Source organism: Nostoc punctiforme PCC 73102, assembly GCF_000020025.1.
Lineage (GTDB): Bacteria > Cyanobacteriota > Cyanobacteriia > Cyanobacteriales > Nostocaceae > Nostoc > Nostoc punctiforme.
Window position 1 is genome coordinate 4,857,511 of record NC_010628.1, and the last position, 15,362, is coordinate 4,872,872.

The window sequence follows — 15,362 nt, forward strand, 5'->3', positions numbered from 1 at the left end:
TTGAATTCAGGAGTCAGTCGTCAGAATTCAGTTGAGTCTTCATCTGAATTCTGGATTCTGAATTCTGTATTCTTCTTCATTCCTCCACTGGTTGTTGACTAGAAAATACTGGAGCGATCGCGCTTAATTTTAACTCTGGATGGTCGCCCAGTAACTGTTGACAATTCCATTCATTGCGGAATAGCAATACTGGCCGTCCCATACTGTCTTTAACTGTAGTGGTATTGAATATACGTCCCACCTTTTCTAATGCTTCCCAACCACCCTCAACCCAACGGGCGACACTGTAGGGCAATAAATCTAATATGGTTTCTACACCATACTCGTTTTGTAAGCGAAACTGCACTACTTCAAATTGCAACTGACCCACCGCCGCCAAAATTGGATCGCGCTTGGCTTCATCAGTTGAATACATAATTTGCACAGCACCTTCTTCGCGCAATTCCGCAACGCCTTTTTGGAATTGTTTAGACTTTGAGGGGTTGGGATTCCTCAGAGATGCAAACAGTTCCGGCGAGAAATACGGAATCCCCTCATATTCGAGCTTTTGTCCTGTGTAAATTGTATCCCCGATCGCAAAAACACCGGGATTGTTCAAACCGATCACATCGCCAGGATAAGCCACATCAATCGATTCTCGCTCTTGGGCAAAGAGTTTTTGCGGGCGAGACAGACGGATGAGTTTACCAATGCGGGCGTGATTCACCATCATATCTTTTTCAAACTTACCAGTACAGACCCGGATAAATGCGACGCGATCGCGGTGTTTCGGGTCCATATTTGCTTGTAGTTTAAAGACAAACCCCGAAAATTCTGGGTATGTAGGGGCAACTTCACCAACACTGCTGTAGTGAGAACCGGGTTTAAGGGCATATTCGAGGAAATACTTGAGGAATAACTCTACCCCAAAGTTGGTCATGGCACTACCAAAAAACACAGGTGTCATTTTGCCTTCGTGTACTAACTGCAAATCTAGTTCTGGCCCAACTCCTTCTAGGAGTTCTAAATCATTTTTCAGTTGGTAGTACAGGCTTTGTTCTAGCTTCTCTTCTATTCTCGGATCGCCTAATTCGACTATCGTATCACGGGCTTCTCGGCTACCGTGGGCACTGCGTTCAAACAAGTGAATTTGTTGCTTGTGTCGGTCAAAAACACCTTTAAAGCGATCGCCCATACCAATCGGCCAGTTGACCGCATAGGTTTGCAATCCCAATTCTTGCTCAATTTCATCCAACAGTTCTAGAGGTTCTCTTCCGGGGCGATCGAGCTTGTTGATAAAAGTAAAAATTGGAATACCGCGCAACTTACACACTTCAAACAATTTACGGGTTTGGGGTTCCAAACCTTTTGCCGCATCAATTAACATCACTGCATTATCAGCGGCGGCGAGAGTACGATAAGTATCTTCACTGAAATCTTGGTGTCCAGGAGTGTCTAATAAATTGATTTGACACTTTTGGTATTCAAATTGCAACACTGTGGAGGTAATGGAAATACCCCGTTGTTGCTCCATCGCCATCCAGTCAGAGGTAGCCTTACGCTGTGCCCGTCGCGCCTTAACCGCCCCAGCTTCGTGAATTGCACCTCCGTACAGGAGTAACTTTTCTGTTAGTGTCGTTTTACCCGCATCGGGGTGAGATATAATCGCAAAATTGCGGCGCAGTTCAACCGCTTGAATAAGTTCAGACTGAAGTTCAGTAGACATAATTGTATTTGTTTGTTAGCTAGCTTAATTTTTTTTGACTCTGGCAAGTCTTTTAATCTTAAGACAACGATGCTCGTGATAGGGTCGTAGTATAACCAACAATCTAACTAAAGAGGAGAAAGCAATGTACGACACAGACAAGCGAAAGCTTCTATCAGCCTTGTCGCATGGAGCCATTTTTTTCAGCACAACATTGGTATCTGTCGGTGTACCTATCGCCATACTGCTTGTATCTGACGATCCTGTTGTTAAAGAAAACGCCAAAGAATCCATCAATTTCCACTTTAATGTCTGGTTTTATGGTGCAATTCTGGGAGCGCTGTTTTTTCTATTCGGTTGGTTAGTCTTACCTCTATTATTACTTGGACCACTAGCTGGTCTGGGATATCTATTACACTGGGGATTAACAATTTGGGCGCTCATCGGAGTTTTCAGTAATCCTGATATACCCTTCCGTTATCCCTACATTTTCCGATTTCTTTAGAAGAAATTATCATTGGGCATTGGGAATTGTTAGTTATTTTTGTTAAGCTGTTGTGCCTTGAATTTGCACACAACCAATCGCCAGGATTTTGCCAACAGAAGGTCTGACGATTTTGAATTTTGAATTGCTTATTATGTCGTTTTTTTCCCAGTCCGTTGGATAGGTGCAACCAAGCTGTAGAATACAAAATTGCCCCACAACTTGATTAAGAGTAGGGCAAAGGACAGTTAAGCACTGTTTGTAGTCTGTCTGACGGCAGGAAAATTTTAGCCTGCTTTTGTGACGCTTTATTTTGTGTCCATTTGCGTTGTTTTTCTTCATAAAATTTTATGTTTCCTACACACCGCCCCCGTCGTCTGCGTACCCATCCTCAACTGCGCCGGATGGTTCGTGAAACTGTTTTAACAACAAGCGATTTAATTTACCCATTATTTGCCGTACCAGGTGAGGGAATCGCTAATGAGGTTAAATCCATGCCCGGAGTCTACCAACTTTCGGTAGATAAAATCGTTGAAGAAGCAAAAGAAGTTTACGACTTAGGAATTCCTTCTATTATTTTATTTGGTATTCCGGCTGATAAAGATGTAGATGCAACTGGTGCTTGGCATGATTGCGGTATCGTCCAAAAAGCAGCGACGGCGGTAAAAGCAGCAGTGCCAGATTTGATTGTAATTGCTGATACTTGTTTGTGTGAGTACACTAGCCACGGTCATTGTGGTTATCTGCAAGTTGGTGATTTAACAGGAAGAGTTTTAAATGACCCAACTTTGGAATTGTTGAAGAAAACGGCAGTTTCTCAAGCCAAAGCCGGTGCTGATATTATCGCGCCTTCTGGGATGATGGATGGGTTTGTGCAAGCAATTCGTCAGGGTTTGGATGAAGCAGGATTTCAAGACACGCCGATTTTGTCTTATGCTGCTAAGTATGCTTCAGGTTATTATGGCCCATTTCGGGATGCCGCAGACTCGACACCGCAATTTGGGGATAGAAGAACTTACCAAATGGATCCAGGTAATGCGCGCGAAGCAATTAAAGAGATTGACTTGGATATCGCTGAAGGTGCTGATATGCTCATGGTTAAGCCAGCCTTAGCATACATGGATATTATCTGGCGGGTGAAAGAAGCGAGTAACTTACCAGTTGCGGCTTACAATGTTTCTGGTGAGTATGCGATGGTGAAAGCTGCGGCTCTCAATGGTTGGATTGATGAAGAGCGCGTAGTTATGGAAACTTTAACTGGGTTTAAACGGGCTGGTGCAGACTTGATTTTGACCTACCATGCCAAAGATGCGGCGCGATGGTTAAAATAGTCTAGGCATATTCAATACCGATTTACTGGGAAATCTCACGCAGAGGCGCGAAGACGCAGAGTTGTGTTTTGGTGTTTGGGCGTGAGATTCTTTGTTTACGCCTAGTGCGATGTCTGTGGCGGCTACGCCTAGACCAGCAATATAGATTAGACCATAACTCTTGTCTGACATCCTTAACAATTTCACTAATTTCTTCTAGCGTGGGTTGATTACGATCGGGTTCTAAATCTTCTAAGCCTTGCAGAAATTCATCTGAATCTACATTCGGTTTCCTAATTTTTTTTCAACACAATTTCATCTTCTGTAACCGATACTTCATACTCAATAAAGGGCTGAAGCTGTCCTAACACTTCTGGAATTTATAGCTTTCCATCAGCAGTTACTTTGGCAATAACAGCTGTTTCCATAATTTTCATATTTGAGTCCGATTGAAATTTATCTTTTTATTTGTGGCATTTGGCTGAAGCGTAGACAAAGAGTTACATACAGTCGCTACAAATATTTTTAACCGAACCATATTGTCATCCATTCTACAAAGGTAAATACATCTTAAATAGCCCAAAAACTTAAGATAAACAACGTTTTTAATTGTTCTACAATAGGCATATTTAATTATTGCTACAAAAAATTTTTACTCTGGTGTGACTGGGATTAAGTTAGTATCTTTCAGTCCGGAAGTGTCGAATGTATTTTATACATTCACTCTAAGTTTTATTACATAAATAAATCAGCAGATTTGCCAGAGGGTGAGGCGATCGCTCATAAAACCTCTAAAATCTAAATTAAATAGCTTTGATATAGTTATGGCAATTACTCGCTCTATGTTTGGGGCAGTTCGTTTGAAAAACCCAATCTCTAACTAGTGCGATCGCTCACCGTATTTGCGACAGCAGCACGATAAAATTCTAAAACCATAATCGTACTAAAAGGTCTAAATGGCAGAAACACTATTCTTCAACGCCTTACGCGAAGCCATTGATGAAGAAATGGCCCGTGACTCCAGCGTATTCGTTCTCGGTGAAGACGTAGGACACTACGGCGGTTCCTACAAAGTTACCAAAGACCTGTACCAAAAATATGGCGAACTCCGCATTCTAGACACCCCCATCGCTGAAAATAGCTTCACTGGTATGGCAGTAGGGGCAGCCATGACAGGGTTGCGTCCCATCATCGAAGGCATGAATATGGGCTTTTTATTGCTCGCCTTCAACCAAATATCCAACAACGCTGGGATGCTGCGCTATACTTCCGGCGGTAACTTTAAAATTCCGATGGTAATTCGCGGCCCTGGGGGTGTTGGAAGGCAGCTAGGTGCAGAACATTCCCAACGATTAGAAACTTACTTCCAAGCAGTGCCAGGCTTGAAGATTGTTGCCTGCTCCACACCAAGAAACGCCAAAGGACTACTAAAATCAGCTATCCGCGATGATAACCCCGTGTTGTTCTTTGAACACGTTTTGCTTTACAACTTGAAAGAAGATTTACCAGAAGAAGAATATTTACTACCCTTAGATAAAGCCGAAGTTGTGCGCCAAGGAAAGGATGTCACAATTATCACTTATTCTCGGATGCGGCATCATGTGCTGCAAGCGGTAAAAACACTTGAAAAACAAGGTTACGATCCAGAAGTTATTGATTTAATATCCCTCAAACCCTTGGATTTTGATACAATTGGTGCATCAGTACGCAAAACCCATAAAGTCATCGTGGTGGAAGAATCAATGCGAACTGCGGGTATTGGAGCAGAAGTCATCGCTTCAATAAACGATCGCTTATTTGATGAATTAGATGCGCCAGTACTGCGGCTTTCTTCTCAAGATATCCCCACGCCTTACAACGGCAATCTGGAACGACTAACAATCATCCAACCAGAGCAAATCGTAGAAGCTGTGGAAAAAATGGTGGCGTTGCGGGTTTAAGAGAATAGGGAATAGAGAAGAGATTCAACTACTACTTCTCACTTCCCATTCATGACTTAGGGAGTAGGGAATAGGGAAGAAATTCAACTACGACTTCCCACTCTCAACTTCCCACTCCCTATTTCCCATTCATAACTCCTCAAAAGAGCGCTATTATAGCGTTTGTCAGTTGCGAGTTATGGTATGCAAAGACAGCGATCGCTATTAATTTTGATTTTAGTCCTGATAATCGCCGCTTTTACGGTGATTGCGACAATTCCGATACCCCTGGGACTGGACTTGCGGGGAGGCTCACAGCTAACAATTCAGGTGAAACCATCAGCAGAAATTCCTAAAATCACCGAACGAGAATTGGAAGGTGTGAAGAGAGTTGTCGAAGGTCGGATTAATGGTCTAGGTGTTTCTGAGCCAGTGATCCAAACAGTTGGCTCAGATAAAATATTGGTACAATTGCCAGGGGTCAACGATCCAGAGCAAGCCGAACGAGTGCTAGGGGGTACAGCACAGTTAGAATTTCGTACCCAAAAGCCAAATACAGAAACTCAACTGCTTGCTTTCCAAGCATCTAGAGCCGAATTGAAAGCCAAGCAAGAAGAGTTGAGAAAGAGTACTGACAAAGCAGCGATAGCTAAGAATCAAGAAGATTTACAAAAAAATAATCAAGCGATCGCAGAATTGTTTGAAAGCACCAATCCACCACTAAGTGGCAAATACCTCAAGGATGCCTATGGTGAACCCACTCAAGGTAAAAACTGGCATGTTACCATTCGTTTCGACCAAAAGGGTGGTGAACTGTTTGCCAATTTGACGAAAAATCTTGCTGGTACTGGGCGGGCTATTGGTGTTTTTCTAGACAATGAACTAATCAGCGCTCCTAGTGTGGGTATAGAATTTGCTGCCGCAGGTATTACTGGTGGCTCTGCCATAATTACAGGACGGTTTACCGCACAAGAAGCTAATGACTTGGGTGTACAACTACGTGGTGGCGCATTACCCGTACCGGTAGAAATCGCAGAAAGGCGGACAGTAGGGGCAACATTAGGTAAAGATAGTATTCAAAGCAGTATTTATGCTGGAGTTGGTGGTCTGACTTTAGTATTAATATTCATGGTGGTTTACTATCGATTACCAGGATTGATTGCGGATGTGTCACTAGTAATCTATTCCCTCTTAACTTGGGCAACCTTTGCTTTATTGGGTGTCACCCTAACTTTGCCGGGAATTGCTGGTTTTATCCTCAGTATTGGGATGGCGGTTGATGCCAATGTCCTAATTTTTGAACGGACACGGGAAGAATTACGAGCAGGTAAATCTCTGTATCGTTCAGTAGAATCTGGTTTTTACCGAGCATTTTCTAGTATTTTAGATAGCAACGTCACTACATGGATTGCTTGTGCTGCCCTGTTTTGGCTGGGGTCTGGTTTAGTCAAAGGTTTTGCTCTTACCTTAGCTTTGGGGGTGGCTGTGAGTATGTTTACCGCAATTACTTGTAGTCGGACATTGCTGTTTTTGGCAATTTCAATTCCCTCCTTGCGGAAGACAGAACTTTTCTGTCCAAACCTGCCAACATCGAATAAGGCAGAGGTGACTCCATGAAACTGAGTATTAATAAATCGCGATCGCTTTGGTGGACTATTTCTGCTGCGATTATTCTTGCCGGTATCATCTCAATGGTGATTTCTTGGCAACAACCCAATATTCACGCACCCTTACGCCCCGGTTTAGATTTTATCGGTGGTACAAGGTTACAGTTTGTCCGAGATTGCACTAAACCTGGCAATTGCGACAAACCAATTAATATCAATGCTGTTCGGGAAGTTGCAAAAGCACAGGGACTCGGTGATAGCAGCATTCAACTTATCTCCGAAAATGGTGCAGAAAATGGTGTACTAATTCGGACAAAAGATTTGACTGTCGATCAGCGCACCAAGTTGCAAAATTCTTTAAGCGAAGAAATTGGGGTTTTTGATCCGCAGAAAAATCAAATTGACTCCGTTGGTCCTACCTTGGGAAAAGAACTCTTGAGGTCTGGGCTATTAGCTCTGATAGTTTCCTTCATCGGTATTACTATCTATATGAGCTTCCGCTTCCAGTTAGATTATGCTGTGTTTGCGATCGTTGCCCTATTTCACGATATCTTAATCACAGTTGGGGCTTTTTCAATTTTGGGTTTGGTAGCGGGCATCGAGGTAGATAGCCTTTTTATCGTCGCCTTACTGACCATTACAGGTTTCTCAGTCAACGACACAGTGGTGATTTACGATCGCATTCGAGAAACCATTAAAATCAATCCTGAACACCCAATTGCCGAAATTGTCGATGATGCGGTTAACCAAACTCTGACAAGATCGATCAACACGACCTTAACCGTGCTGCTGACATTAACTTCTATCTTTCTATTTGGCGGAGAAACACTGAGATATTTCGCTCTAGCTTTGATTATTGGGTTCACGATGGGAGCTTATTCAAGTATTTTCATCGCCAGTACTCTCCTTACTTGGTGGCGAGAAAGGGATGAATCCCAAGTGGTAGAAAGCGTAGAGCCGATTGATACATCCGCCAGTTCTCAGGATAGTTAAACTTGGTGCATTTCACAATTGGGTTAAAGCATTTTAAATTGCTCACCTATGCTTTGGAATTTTATTCTTCTATGGATCAACCTGAAGAACCATTAATCCCTAATCCAGAATTTGAGAACTCTGACGCATCCTTTATTCGACAAGTACAAAGGCTACACAAACTGACAGTATACGGTAGATGGTTATTTGTCGGCTGTTTGTGGCTCACCATTGCGCCTGTTAGCTTGTGGGGTCTACGTGCAGAAATTTCTCTCTGGCAACAATATTTTACCTGGGTAGCGGTGCGATATGGACTTTTCTACCATCCACTATCTACCTTCGGTTTAGCCTTTTGTATTGGGATGACTGCTGCTGTTTTAGTTTGGCAAAGTCGGAATATCTTATTTGGAATACCACAGCCGGAAAAACAGCGTTTAGAAAAACAAGTTTATCGGATACGTCAGCAGGGGCCAAGTCATCCTCTGTGGAAGTGGGTTTGCCATTAATTTTTCTTTCTCGTTGCATATACATATACACGTAGAGCAATTTTTAGCAAAATATGGCTTAAATATACAAAGATATTGCCAAAAGTGGATGCCATAAATGAACGAGTCTCAGATTCAATTTAGCGATTGCAAGTCTGAAATTGACCTTTACCAACTCCAAGAACTGTTAAATGTTTCAGCTTTCTGGGCAAAGGGACGCAGTATTGAAGATTTAGGTATAGCTATTGCCAATAGTGAACCAGTAATTTCTGTCTGGGATAGGGATCGACTCATTGGCTTTGCTAGAGCAACATCTGATGGCATATATCGCGCCACAATTTGGGATGTTGTCATTCATCCAGAGTATCAAAGTAGTGGGTTGGGAAGCAATTTAGTGAAAACTGTTTTGAGTCATCCCCGCATGAGACGAGTTGAGCGCGTTTACCTGATGACTACTCACCAGCAGGGATTTTACAAAAAGATTGGTTTCCAGCCTAACACCACCACTACGATGGTGTTACACAATCGAGCTAATCTTGCTTTGGTTCAGGCTACAGAAGTTCAGCTTCAGGAATCACTAGGGGGATAGAGATTTGTAGTCTGGTAATCTCCTGATGTGGTTCCTTGGCAATGGTCGAAGGCAGAATTTCTAACTTTCCTCCCATAACTTCCACTAAAGTCTGATTGATTAATAGTCTCATTCCTGGGGAAAAAGCAGCCTTTTGATCGATTTGGATCTGCTGCTCATCAGATTTGAGCAAATCAATCGGCTCGCTCGAGGGTATCGCATGAGTTGGAACATCCAGCCAGATGTTTACAAAATTATTTGTAGGTAAGATATTGCTGGAAATACAAATACTGCCTTCCTCCATTTGAGTAATGGCAGTGTCTATTAAACCGATCAATATTTGGCGGAGCCAGAGATAATCTGCCAAAACATAAATTTCTGGGTCGGCGGGTAACAATTGCAAGGGAAAATTGCGATTAGCCGCCAGCATATAAGTTAATTTATGAACCTCTTCCAAAATTTGGGCTAACGGTCGGGGCTGAATATCTAATTTATTAGTACCGTGTTCCGTTCTCGCAACGGTGAGAATTTCATCTATCAGCTTGAGTAGCTTCAACGTTCGTTCGTGAGCTTGGCCAATAAATTCTCGTTCTTCAGCCGGATCGTCACATAAATCTGACAAAATTAATTGATGCAAGCCAATCAAACCATTGAGAGGCGATCGCAATTCATGGGTAGTTCGTGCCAAAAAACCAGCTTTAAACTGGCTCATTTCCCTTGCCATAAAGTATGCCAGCTGCGTTTGCTGTAGCTGTTGTGATATTGGTGGCATCTCCTCTCGATCTAATGGCGCTATTAGGGATGAACTAGATGAAACATTTTGCGATGCCTGCGACGAGCGTAGCCATCGCAAAAATAACCTATAAAAAATCATACCTAGTGCGAGTCCTGCTCCTAGATATATCCAGTTGCTCCAATTCATAATTTGGCAATTATTAACTTGTTAATTGACCACAACAGCGCAGCCTAAAGTTCCAGATTTGTCTGTTGTGATAATCAGCGAAACAACATTATAGCTACCTATATGTGTTTATCACTCGAAAAATCTAACTTTATCGCACCTTGTCGTAAAATCTGCCAATTTATGCCTGTCCATTTAGCAACGGTGGAAGGTATACCCATTGCTGCTGTTTCACCCTGACATTCTGTCGTTGCTAAAGTCAAAACCTGGGGAAACTGAGTCTCAATTTCTGCCATCGTTTGCAAAGGTGGCTGACCGGAAAAATTAGCGCTAGTGGTAGCAAGGGGGCCTGTTTGCGCCAAAATAGTTCGAGCGATCGCACTATTCGGGACTCGAATACCAATTGTTGTCGGATCGATCGGGTTCATAACTTTTGGCAGGCGTTCACTTGCTGGCAACACTAATGTCAGCCCTCCTGGCCAATGTTTCCCAACGAGTTCTTGCCAAACTTTATACTCGTTTTCACTACCTTTAACATAGAGCCACAAATCTTCAGCACTAGCAGCCATCAAAATCAAAGGTTTGTCTTGACTGCGTTGCTTCGCCGCAAAAATTAACCCGGCTTTTTCTGGTATCGCCGCAAGTGCAGGAACAGTGTCAGTAGGAAAGCTCACCAAAAGACCAGCCCGTGCGCCAGCTATTAGATTTGTTAAAGAAACTTGTGTCATTTTTATGGGTAAAGGTATAGAGCATGGAGCATTTTCCCTATGCGCTATGCCCCATGCTCCATGCCCCATACCCTATTTCCTAACTTTTGTAGGCAAGGGCAAAGCGTTCAATTCCAGCTAAATCAGCGTGAATTTGAATCTTACAATAACTACCTTGACTTTGCAAAAGTTCTCGCACTGCATCCGCCTGTCCTGCCATCATTTCAATTAACCATACACCGCCAGGTTGCAAATAACTAGGGGAAATTTCTATCAAATGGCGAATACAATCTAAGCCATCAGCGCCACCATCCAAAGCTAGATGTGGTTCATGGTTAACTACTTCTGGTTGCAGGCTAGATAAGGTACTGGTGGGTATGTAAGGGGGGTTCGACACCATACCACTGAACTGACCTTTGAGAAATGTCAGTGGCTCCCACCAGGAACCTTGATAAAATTTAATCCGGTCAGCAAAACCTAAATTACGGGCGTTGGCTTGGGCGATCGCTAAAGCTTCTAAACTGTAATCAACAGCATGAATTGTTGCTTTTGGCAAAACATCTGCTAATCCGATGGCGATCGCTCCACTCCCAGTACCCAAATCCGCCCAATATCCTGATACACCGCTAGCAGCTGCTAAAGCTAAATCAATTAAGCATTCTGTCTCTGGTCTGGGAATCAATACTGCACTTGACACCGCGATTTGAAAGTTACGCCAAGGTGTCACTCCGGCAATATATTGTACTGGTAGGCGATCGTTTAATCGCCTCTGCCATAGCTGGTCTAACTTTTCTAGAGGTAATTGCAGCTGAATTTGCGGCCAGTTTTTAAAAGACTCCAAACGCAGTGCCAAGCGGTCTAACCCAGCAACTTCTAAGAGCAGCCAATCTACCTCCATTGTTGGGACATCAGTGGCGATCGCTGCTTCAAGGGCTGCATTTCGCCACTGCCAAAGTTGTAAACCAGAAACTATCAGATGCTTTTCCCCCATCCCTCAACCTTGGAGTACATAACCGTTATTTTTTCGGAGCGGGCGCAGCAGCTGGGGATTGATTCGGCGCAAGTGAGCGAATAAAACTGATGGACTCCCGCGATGGATACAGAACAATTTTATTGATACTAGGATCGCTGCTGCTATTGAGAGCCTCCATAACACCGTATAAATCCACTACCTGAATTTCAGTGTTCTCTGCTTCCTTCGGCACGGCTTTTTTGAATTGCTCTAACAGAGCCACTGCTTGCTCTTTTTCAAAAAAGAATGGGATGTACCGCTCGTTGCCTTTTGCCAAGGGAATGGTCAAATAGCTATTATCTTTCTTAAATTTGGGTACAAATAAGGGAATCCCATTGAATTGCTCCCCTTTTTTACCATTTTGATTCAGCATACTTGTTGCCGAAGCTACCTGTGCTTGCGTCGGGACTAAAGTATAAATTACAGAGTCTGATTTCTTTTTGCTTTCTTGGACTATTTTATAGTAGTCTGCCAGGGATAAAGGTCTTACCTGTAAAGTGCTTGCCAATTGGGGATTTTCTTTTTTGAGCCGATTGTCAAGGAATTTTTGAGCATCTTGCTTGCTAATAAAAAATCCTACTTGTGAGATCGGCTTGGACGCATTGTTTTTCCTGGAAAGAACTACGAATTCACCTTTAGGATTAGTCAGGGTGAATACAGGTACTTCTTGGAGCTTTTTCACTATCTGATCTTGTGGCAACGCTACCGCCTCTAGATTGCCTATTCCCGGTAGATTGCCTATTCCTGAAAGTCCCGCTAAAAATACACTGCCAGCTATACCCAATGTTGCGCCTAAGCGAATAAATGATTTCATGACTGCTCCTCGCATCAATAATCTAATTAAATTAAACAAATGGTTGGATTTGCACAGCACCAACTAGCTTTAGTTATATAGCAATCTATTTCAGTTGGGAAAAATTCATTGTGCGCGTTGAGGTTTAGTGTTAGGCATCAACGGTCAAAATCCAATATTCCCCAGCTATTGAGGGTTGCTATAATCGGTTTCACAAATTGACAGTACTAAAGTTGTGTTCTTCTCGATTTCGCTTTGCTATTCACCACGAAATGCTGTAGATGCCTACTATATGTCTTCTCAAACGGTGAAAAGTTTCTTAGTCTCTCGACCTTGGATATGATAAATGCCATTCTATCGGCTTTCTCTAATATCGGGTGACGCTACTACTTAATCAATCGTTCCATCGCGCTTGCTTTAATATTTTCTCAAATCGATACAAAGTCCAGTATCAGCAATATCTTACTGCTTCAGGGTGAAATTTCCTTGTTAGGCTTCAACATTTAATCCAACACTATAACAGGCAAATTGCTATTATTCGCAAGAATCTATAATTTAACTGCATAGCCTAGCAAGTAAACTTTGCCAATTTACTTTACCTGTTAAAAACATTACTTAAATCGGGATGACAGGATTTGAACCTGCGGCATCCTGCTCCCAAAGCAGGCGCGCTACCAAGCTGCGCTACATCCCGGTTATAATCATCTACTTTTGGGAGTTTGGTTTTAGTTTCCCATCAAAGCGATCGCGCTTTACCAAAAGCATTAAGGTCACTATATCACATCATACGGTTTATGCCTAATCTTTTTTCCTTTGCCAAGAACAAGATAGATTAGATTTTTACACCGATAAAGGTTTTTTGCCGACTTAGTTCTACAAGATATATACTTGCACCCTTGCCGGCAGAAAAAAGCAAAACTACATCAAAATAATAGATTTTCACCATTTGACCTGATTTTATTGTGCAAATCGGGTTCTATTTTGATTGAGCGCTAGTGAGGATACCAGAACATGCCTTTAATGCCTTCTGGATCAGCCATAAACCCCATAGTCCGGTAGAAATCTACAACATGGGGATCTGCAAAGAGAGTGACATTACTAATTTCTTCACTTCTCAGTTTTTTGAGAACATATTTCATCAGTGCTTTACCCAGTCCTTGACTTTGAAAGTCTGGGTGAACCACCACATCCCAAATAGTGGCATTAAACGCGTGATCTGAGGTAGCGCGGGCAAAACCAATGAGCCGCTTTTGGTTTCCTCTCACCTGCCACATTGAGGCGACAAGAAAACTATGCTCAATAGCTTTTTTCACTTTTCTTAGAGGACGACGCGACCAACCAACTGCATCACAGAGTTCTTCTAGCTCATACAGGTCAATATCTCGCTCCGTACTGAAGACGATGCGAGTTTCCTTTGAAGAAGCTTCGCTAATACTGATGGGGTTGGAATTGCCCGCAGCATCCACACGCTCTTCAAAAGGGTTTGTCCTAGTTGCCGCTACAGATTCAGGAGTACTAAACCAAGTTTTCCAAAAACCCATGCCAACGTGGTTCGGGTAGTATAACTAAATTGGTTTCCACTCTCAGGAGTGTTGATTCACGTTTAACATAGCTACCTCCATTTGCTACCCCTTACACTCAAAGTTTTTCGGTTGTTTTTGGGATTTGCAATGGTAACAGCTATTTAGAGCGTGTTTCACACCAATCATTTTCAACTTTAGCATTTTGTTGTAAAGGCTAGGAGAAATTCCCCAAAAGTAAGGATATAAACTAATTCAAAATTTCAAATCACTCCCTATTCACTCATCCTCTTGCTTCTAAAGGAATTGGACACCGAAGTTATGATGGTCAGAAGCCTCTGCTTAGAATGCAAAATTTAATATGGAAAACCAAATCCTGACAATTGCTCGTATAGAGCTTAAATGCAGGTTAGCTTAGGAGTGAATTGTATACAAGAGATTGAGTATTCGGGAAAATTCTTCCCTAGTCCCCAACATCCAGCCCCTAGTCCCCAGGTGATGAAAGCAAGCGAGTCTTACCCTTAACAATGGCTTCTGGTTTAAAATCTTCAACACTGGAACTTCTAAAGCGCTTTAATCGAGCGTTTCCCCAGTTTTATGAGCAATTCGTCAGCAGTGAGATTCAACTGCAAAATTTGCGCCTAGCCTACCGTCTCTATAAAACTAGACGCGCTGTGATTGAACTGAAACCGGAAGGTAGTAAAAGTGCTTTGCATTTTGCTTACCGTAACCAGTCTTTTCTCCTCAGCGATATTTTTGGTGTACTAGCAGCTTATGGGTTGACTATTCACGGTCTGAGTCTATACGGTCAGATCCGTCCGCCAATGTTAGTTTTTATCAAATTGTTGGTATCTCGTGGGAGTAAAGCCTTGACCGAGAAGACCGCAGAAAATGTCTGTCGCGCCATCCGCGAGGCTTTAGGAGGTCGGTTTGAGGTAGAAGAGATGCTGGCAGTAGAATTTAATCTTGATACTGGCTTAGAGCAGGTACAAACTGAGTTCTATGTCGATCCGGTCTTTCATCTCCCTGCCTTGGTGATTGAAGCCGATAATCAACCAGGATTATTCTACAAAGTGATGTACGCCATCTGGCAGGAAGACCTGCTGGTAGTCAATGCCAATTTATTGGTTTGGCGTGGACGTACACGGTTAATTCTCTACTTATTGGGGCCAAATGAAAGCCTTATTCCTGAATATCTCGGTCACAAAATTGCCGAGGGAGTGCGACAGAGGTTGCTGGGGAAATGAGAAAAGTGAGAAGTTATCAGTTAAATAATTCGTAATGATGCTCCTGCGTCGCTAACGTAATTCGTAATTAAAAATTCCTAACTCTTAACTCCTGTATAGACGCGATTAATCGCGTCTCTCTTCCTATTCCGTATTTAGTCGCACCCGCCCTTC

General features: G+C 42.7%; 15 protein-coding genes and 1 tRNA gene. 8 read left to right on the plus strand and 8 right to left on the minus strand.

Going from position 1 to position 15,362, the window contains the following annotated elements:
* Positions 1–76: 76 nt before the first annotated feature.
* Positions 77–1,705: a peptide chain release factor 3 gene (prfC, locus tag NPUN_RS19430; RefSeq protein ID WP_012410201.1), complete on the minus strand. Its 1,629-nt coding sequence runs from the start codon at positions 1,703–1,705 to the stop codon at positions 77–79.
* A 124-nt stretch (positions 1,706–1,829) separates the two neighbouring features.
* On the opposite strand from prfC, the gene NPUN_RS19435 reads away from it, so the two are divergent.
* Positions 1,830–2,189, plus strand: coding sequence for a DUF4870 domain-containing protein (locus tag NPUN_RS19435; RefSeq protein WP_012410202.1), 360 nt, complete (start codon positions 1,830–1,832; stop codon positions 2,187–2,189).
* Between the two features lie 42 nt (positions 2,190–2,231).
* Here NPUN_RS19435 and NPUN_RS19440 read toward each other — a convergent pair whose 3' ends face one another.
* On the minus strand, positions 2,232–2,510 hold the full coding sequence (locus NPUN_RS19440; RefSeq protein WP_041565515.1) for a hypothetical protein: 279 nt from the start codon (positions 2,508–2,510) through the stop codon (positions 2,232–2,234).
* An 8-nt stretch (positions 2,511–2,518) separates the two neighbouring features.
* On the opposite strand from NPUN_RS19440, the gene hemB reads away from it, so the two are divergent.
* From hemB to NPUN_RS19470, 6 genes are all read left to right on the plus strand, one after another.
* Complete coding sequence (hemB, locus tag NPUN_RS19445) at positions 2,519–3,499, plus strand: porphobilinogen synthase (protein WP_012410203.1); 981 nt, start codon at positions 2,519–2,521, stop codon at positions 3,497–3,499.
* 935 nt (positions 3,500–4,434) lie between these two features.
* Entirely contained in the window at positions 4,435–5,418 is a 984-nt protein-coding gene (locus tag NPUN_RS19450; protein ID WP_012410204.1) for an alpha-ketoacid dehydrogenase subunit beta, read from the plus strand.
* Positions 5,419–5,601: 183 nt separating this feature from the next.
* Positions 5,602–7,014 carry a protein translocase subunit SecD gene (gene secD, locus NPUN_RS19455; RefSeq protein ID WP_012410205.1) on the plus strand — a complete coding sequence of 471 codons (1,413 nt, stop codon included), beginning with the start codon at positions 5,602–5,604 and terminating at the stop codon, positions 7,012–7,014.
* Positions 7,011–7,997 carry a protein translocase subunit SecF gene (gene secF, locus NPUN_RS19460; protein WP_012410206.1) on the plus strand — a complete coding sequence of 329 codons (987 nt, stop codon included), beginning with the start codon at positions 7,011–7,013 and terminating at the stop codon, positions 7,995–7,997. The genes secD and secF overlap by 4 nt, the downstream gene beginning before the upstream one ends.
* 71 nt (positions 7,998–8,068) lie before the next feature.
* A complete protein-coding gene (locus NPUN_RS19465; protein WP_041566300.1) occupies positions 8,069–8,482 on the plus strand; it encodes a hypothetical protein in 414 nt (137 codons plus the stop codon).
* Between the two features lie 97 nt (positions 8,483–8,579).
* A complete protein-coding gene (locus tag NPUN_RS19470; RefSeq protein WP_012410208.1) occupies positions 8,580–9,050 on the plus strand; it encodes a GNAT family N-acetyltransferase in 471 nt (156 codons plus the stop codon).
* On the opposite strand, the gene NPUN_RS19475 is transcribed toward NPUN_RS19470, so the two are convergent.
* The 6 genes from NPUN_RS19475 to NPUN_RS19500 all read right to left on the minus strand — a co-directional run bounded on the left by NPUN_RS19475 (position 9,013) and on the right by NPUN_RS19500 (position 13,983).
* Entirely contained in the window at positions 9,013–9,951 is a 939-nt protein-coding gene (locus NPUN_RS19475; protein ID WP_041565516.1) for a sensor histidine kinase, read from the minus strand. The two genes, NPUN_RS19470 and NPUN_RS19475, sit on opposite strands and share 38 nt — an antisense overlap.
* A gap of 98 nt (positions 9,952–10,049) precedes the next feature.
* Entirely contained in the window at positions 10,050–10,658 is a 609-nt protein-coding gene (locus NPUN_RS19480) for an L-threonylcarbamoyladenylate synthase (RefSeq protein WP_041565517.1), read from the minus strand.
* 79 nt (positions 10,659–10,737) lie between these two features.
* Positions 10,738–11,628 (minus strand): peptide chain release factor N(5)-glutamine methyltransferase, encoded by an 891-nt coding sequence (prmC, locus tag NPUN_RS19485; RefSeq protein ID WP_012410211.1) that lies wholly within the window; start codon positions 11,626–11,628, stop codon positions 10,738–10,740.
* 25 nt (positions 11,629–11,653) lie between these two features.
* On the minus strand, positions 11,654–12,463 hold the full coding sequence (locus NPUN_RS19490) for a Tic22 family protein (protein ID WP_012410212.1): 810 nt from the start codon (positions 12,461–12,463) through the stop codon (positions 11,654–11,656).
* A 599-nt stretch (positions 12,464–13,062) separates the two neighbouring features.
* Positions 13,063–13,136: transfer RNA gene (locus NPUN_RS19495), tRNA-Pro, on the minus strand.
* A gap of 298 nt (positions 13,137–13,434) precedes the next feature.
* Entirely contained in the window at positions 13,435–13,983 is a 549-nt protein-coding gene (locus tag NPUN_RS19500; protein ID WP_012410213.1) for a GNAT family N-acetyltransferase, read from the minus strand.
* Positions 13,984–14,489: 506 nt separating this feature from the next.
* Here NPUN_RS19500 and NPUN_RS19505 point away from each other — a divergent pair.
* On the plus strand, positions 14,490–15,209 hold the full coding sequence (locus NPUN_RS19505; RefSeq protein ID WP_012410214.1) for a hypothetical protein: 720 nt from the start codon (positions 14,490–14,492) through the stop codon (positions 15,207–15,209).
* The last annotated feature ends 153 nt before the right edge of the window (positions 15,210–15,362 follow it).

Excerpts from the sequence above, each read along its gene's own strand:
- secF (WP_012410206.1), top strand. The coding sequence starts at position 7,011 with ATGAAACTGAGTATTAATAAATCGCGATCGCTTTGGTGGACTATTTCT.
- NPUN_RS19435 (WP_012410202.1), top strand. The coding sequence starts at position 1,830 with ATGTACGACACAGACAAGCGAAAGCTTCTATCAGCCTTGTCGCATGGA.
- NPUN_RS19440 (WP_041565515.1), bottom strand. The coding sequence starts at position 2,510 with ATGAAGAAAAACAACGCAAATGGACACAAAATAAAGCGTCACAAAAGC.
- NPUN_RS19500 (WP_012410213.1), bottom strand. The coding sequence starts at position 13,983 with ATGGGTTTTTGGAAAACTTGGTTTAGTACTCCTGAATCTGTAGCGGCA.
- hemB (WP_012410203.1), top strand. The coding sequence starts at position 2,519 with ATGTTTCCTACACACCGCCCCCGTCGTCTGCGTACCCATCCTCAACTG.
- NPUN_RS19505 (WP_012410214.1), top strand. The coding sequence starts at position 14,490 with ATGGCTTCTGGTTTAAAATCTTCAACACTGGAACTTCTAAAGCGCTTT.
- NPUN_RS19490 (WP_012410212.1), bottom strand. The coding sequence starts at position 12,463 with ATGAAATCATTTATTCGCTTAGGCGCAACATTGGGTATAGCTGGCAGT.
- NPUN_RS19475 (WP_041565516.1), bottom strand. The coding sequence starts at position 9,951 with ATGAATTGGAGCAACTGGATATATCTAGGAGCAGGACTCGCACTAGGT.
- NPUN_RS19465 (WP_041566300.1), top strand. The coding sequence starts at position 8,069 with ATGGATCAACCTGAAGAACCATTAATCCCTAATCCAGAATTTGAGAAC.
- prfC (WP_012410201.1), bottom strand. The coding sequence starts at position 1,705 with ATGTCTACTGAACTTCAGTCTGAACTTATTCAAGCGGTTGAACTGCGC.
- NPUN_RS19470 (WP_012410208.1), top strand. The coding sequence starts at position 8,580 with ATGAACGAGTCTCAGATTCAATTTAGCGATTGCAAGTCTGAAATTGAC.
- prmC (WP_012410211.1), bottom strand. The coding sequence starts at position 11,628 with ATGGGGGAAAAGCATCTGATAGTTTCTGGTTTACAACTTTGGCAGTGG.
- NPUN_RS19450 (WP_012410204.1), top strand. The coding sequence starts at position 4,435 with ATGGCAGAAACACTATTCTTCAACGCCTTACGCGAAGCCATTGATGAA.
- NPUN_RS19480 (WP_041565517.1), bottom strand. The coding sequence starts at position 10,658 with ATGACACAAGTTTCTTTAACAAATCTAATAGCTGGCGCACGGGCTGGT.
- secD (WP_012410205.1), top strand. The coding sequence starts at position 5,602 with ATGCAAAGACAGCGATCGCTATTAATTTTGATTTTAGTCCTGATAATC.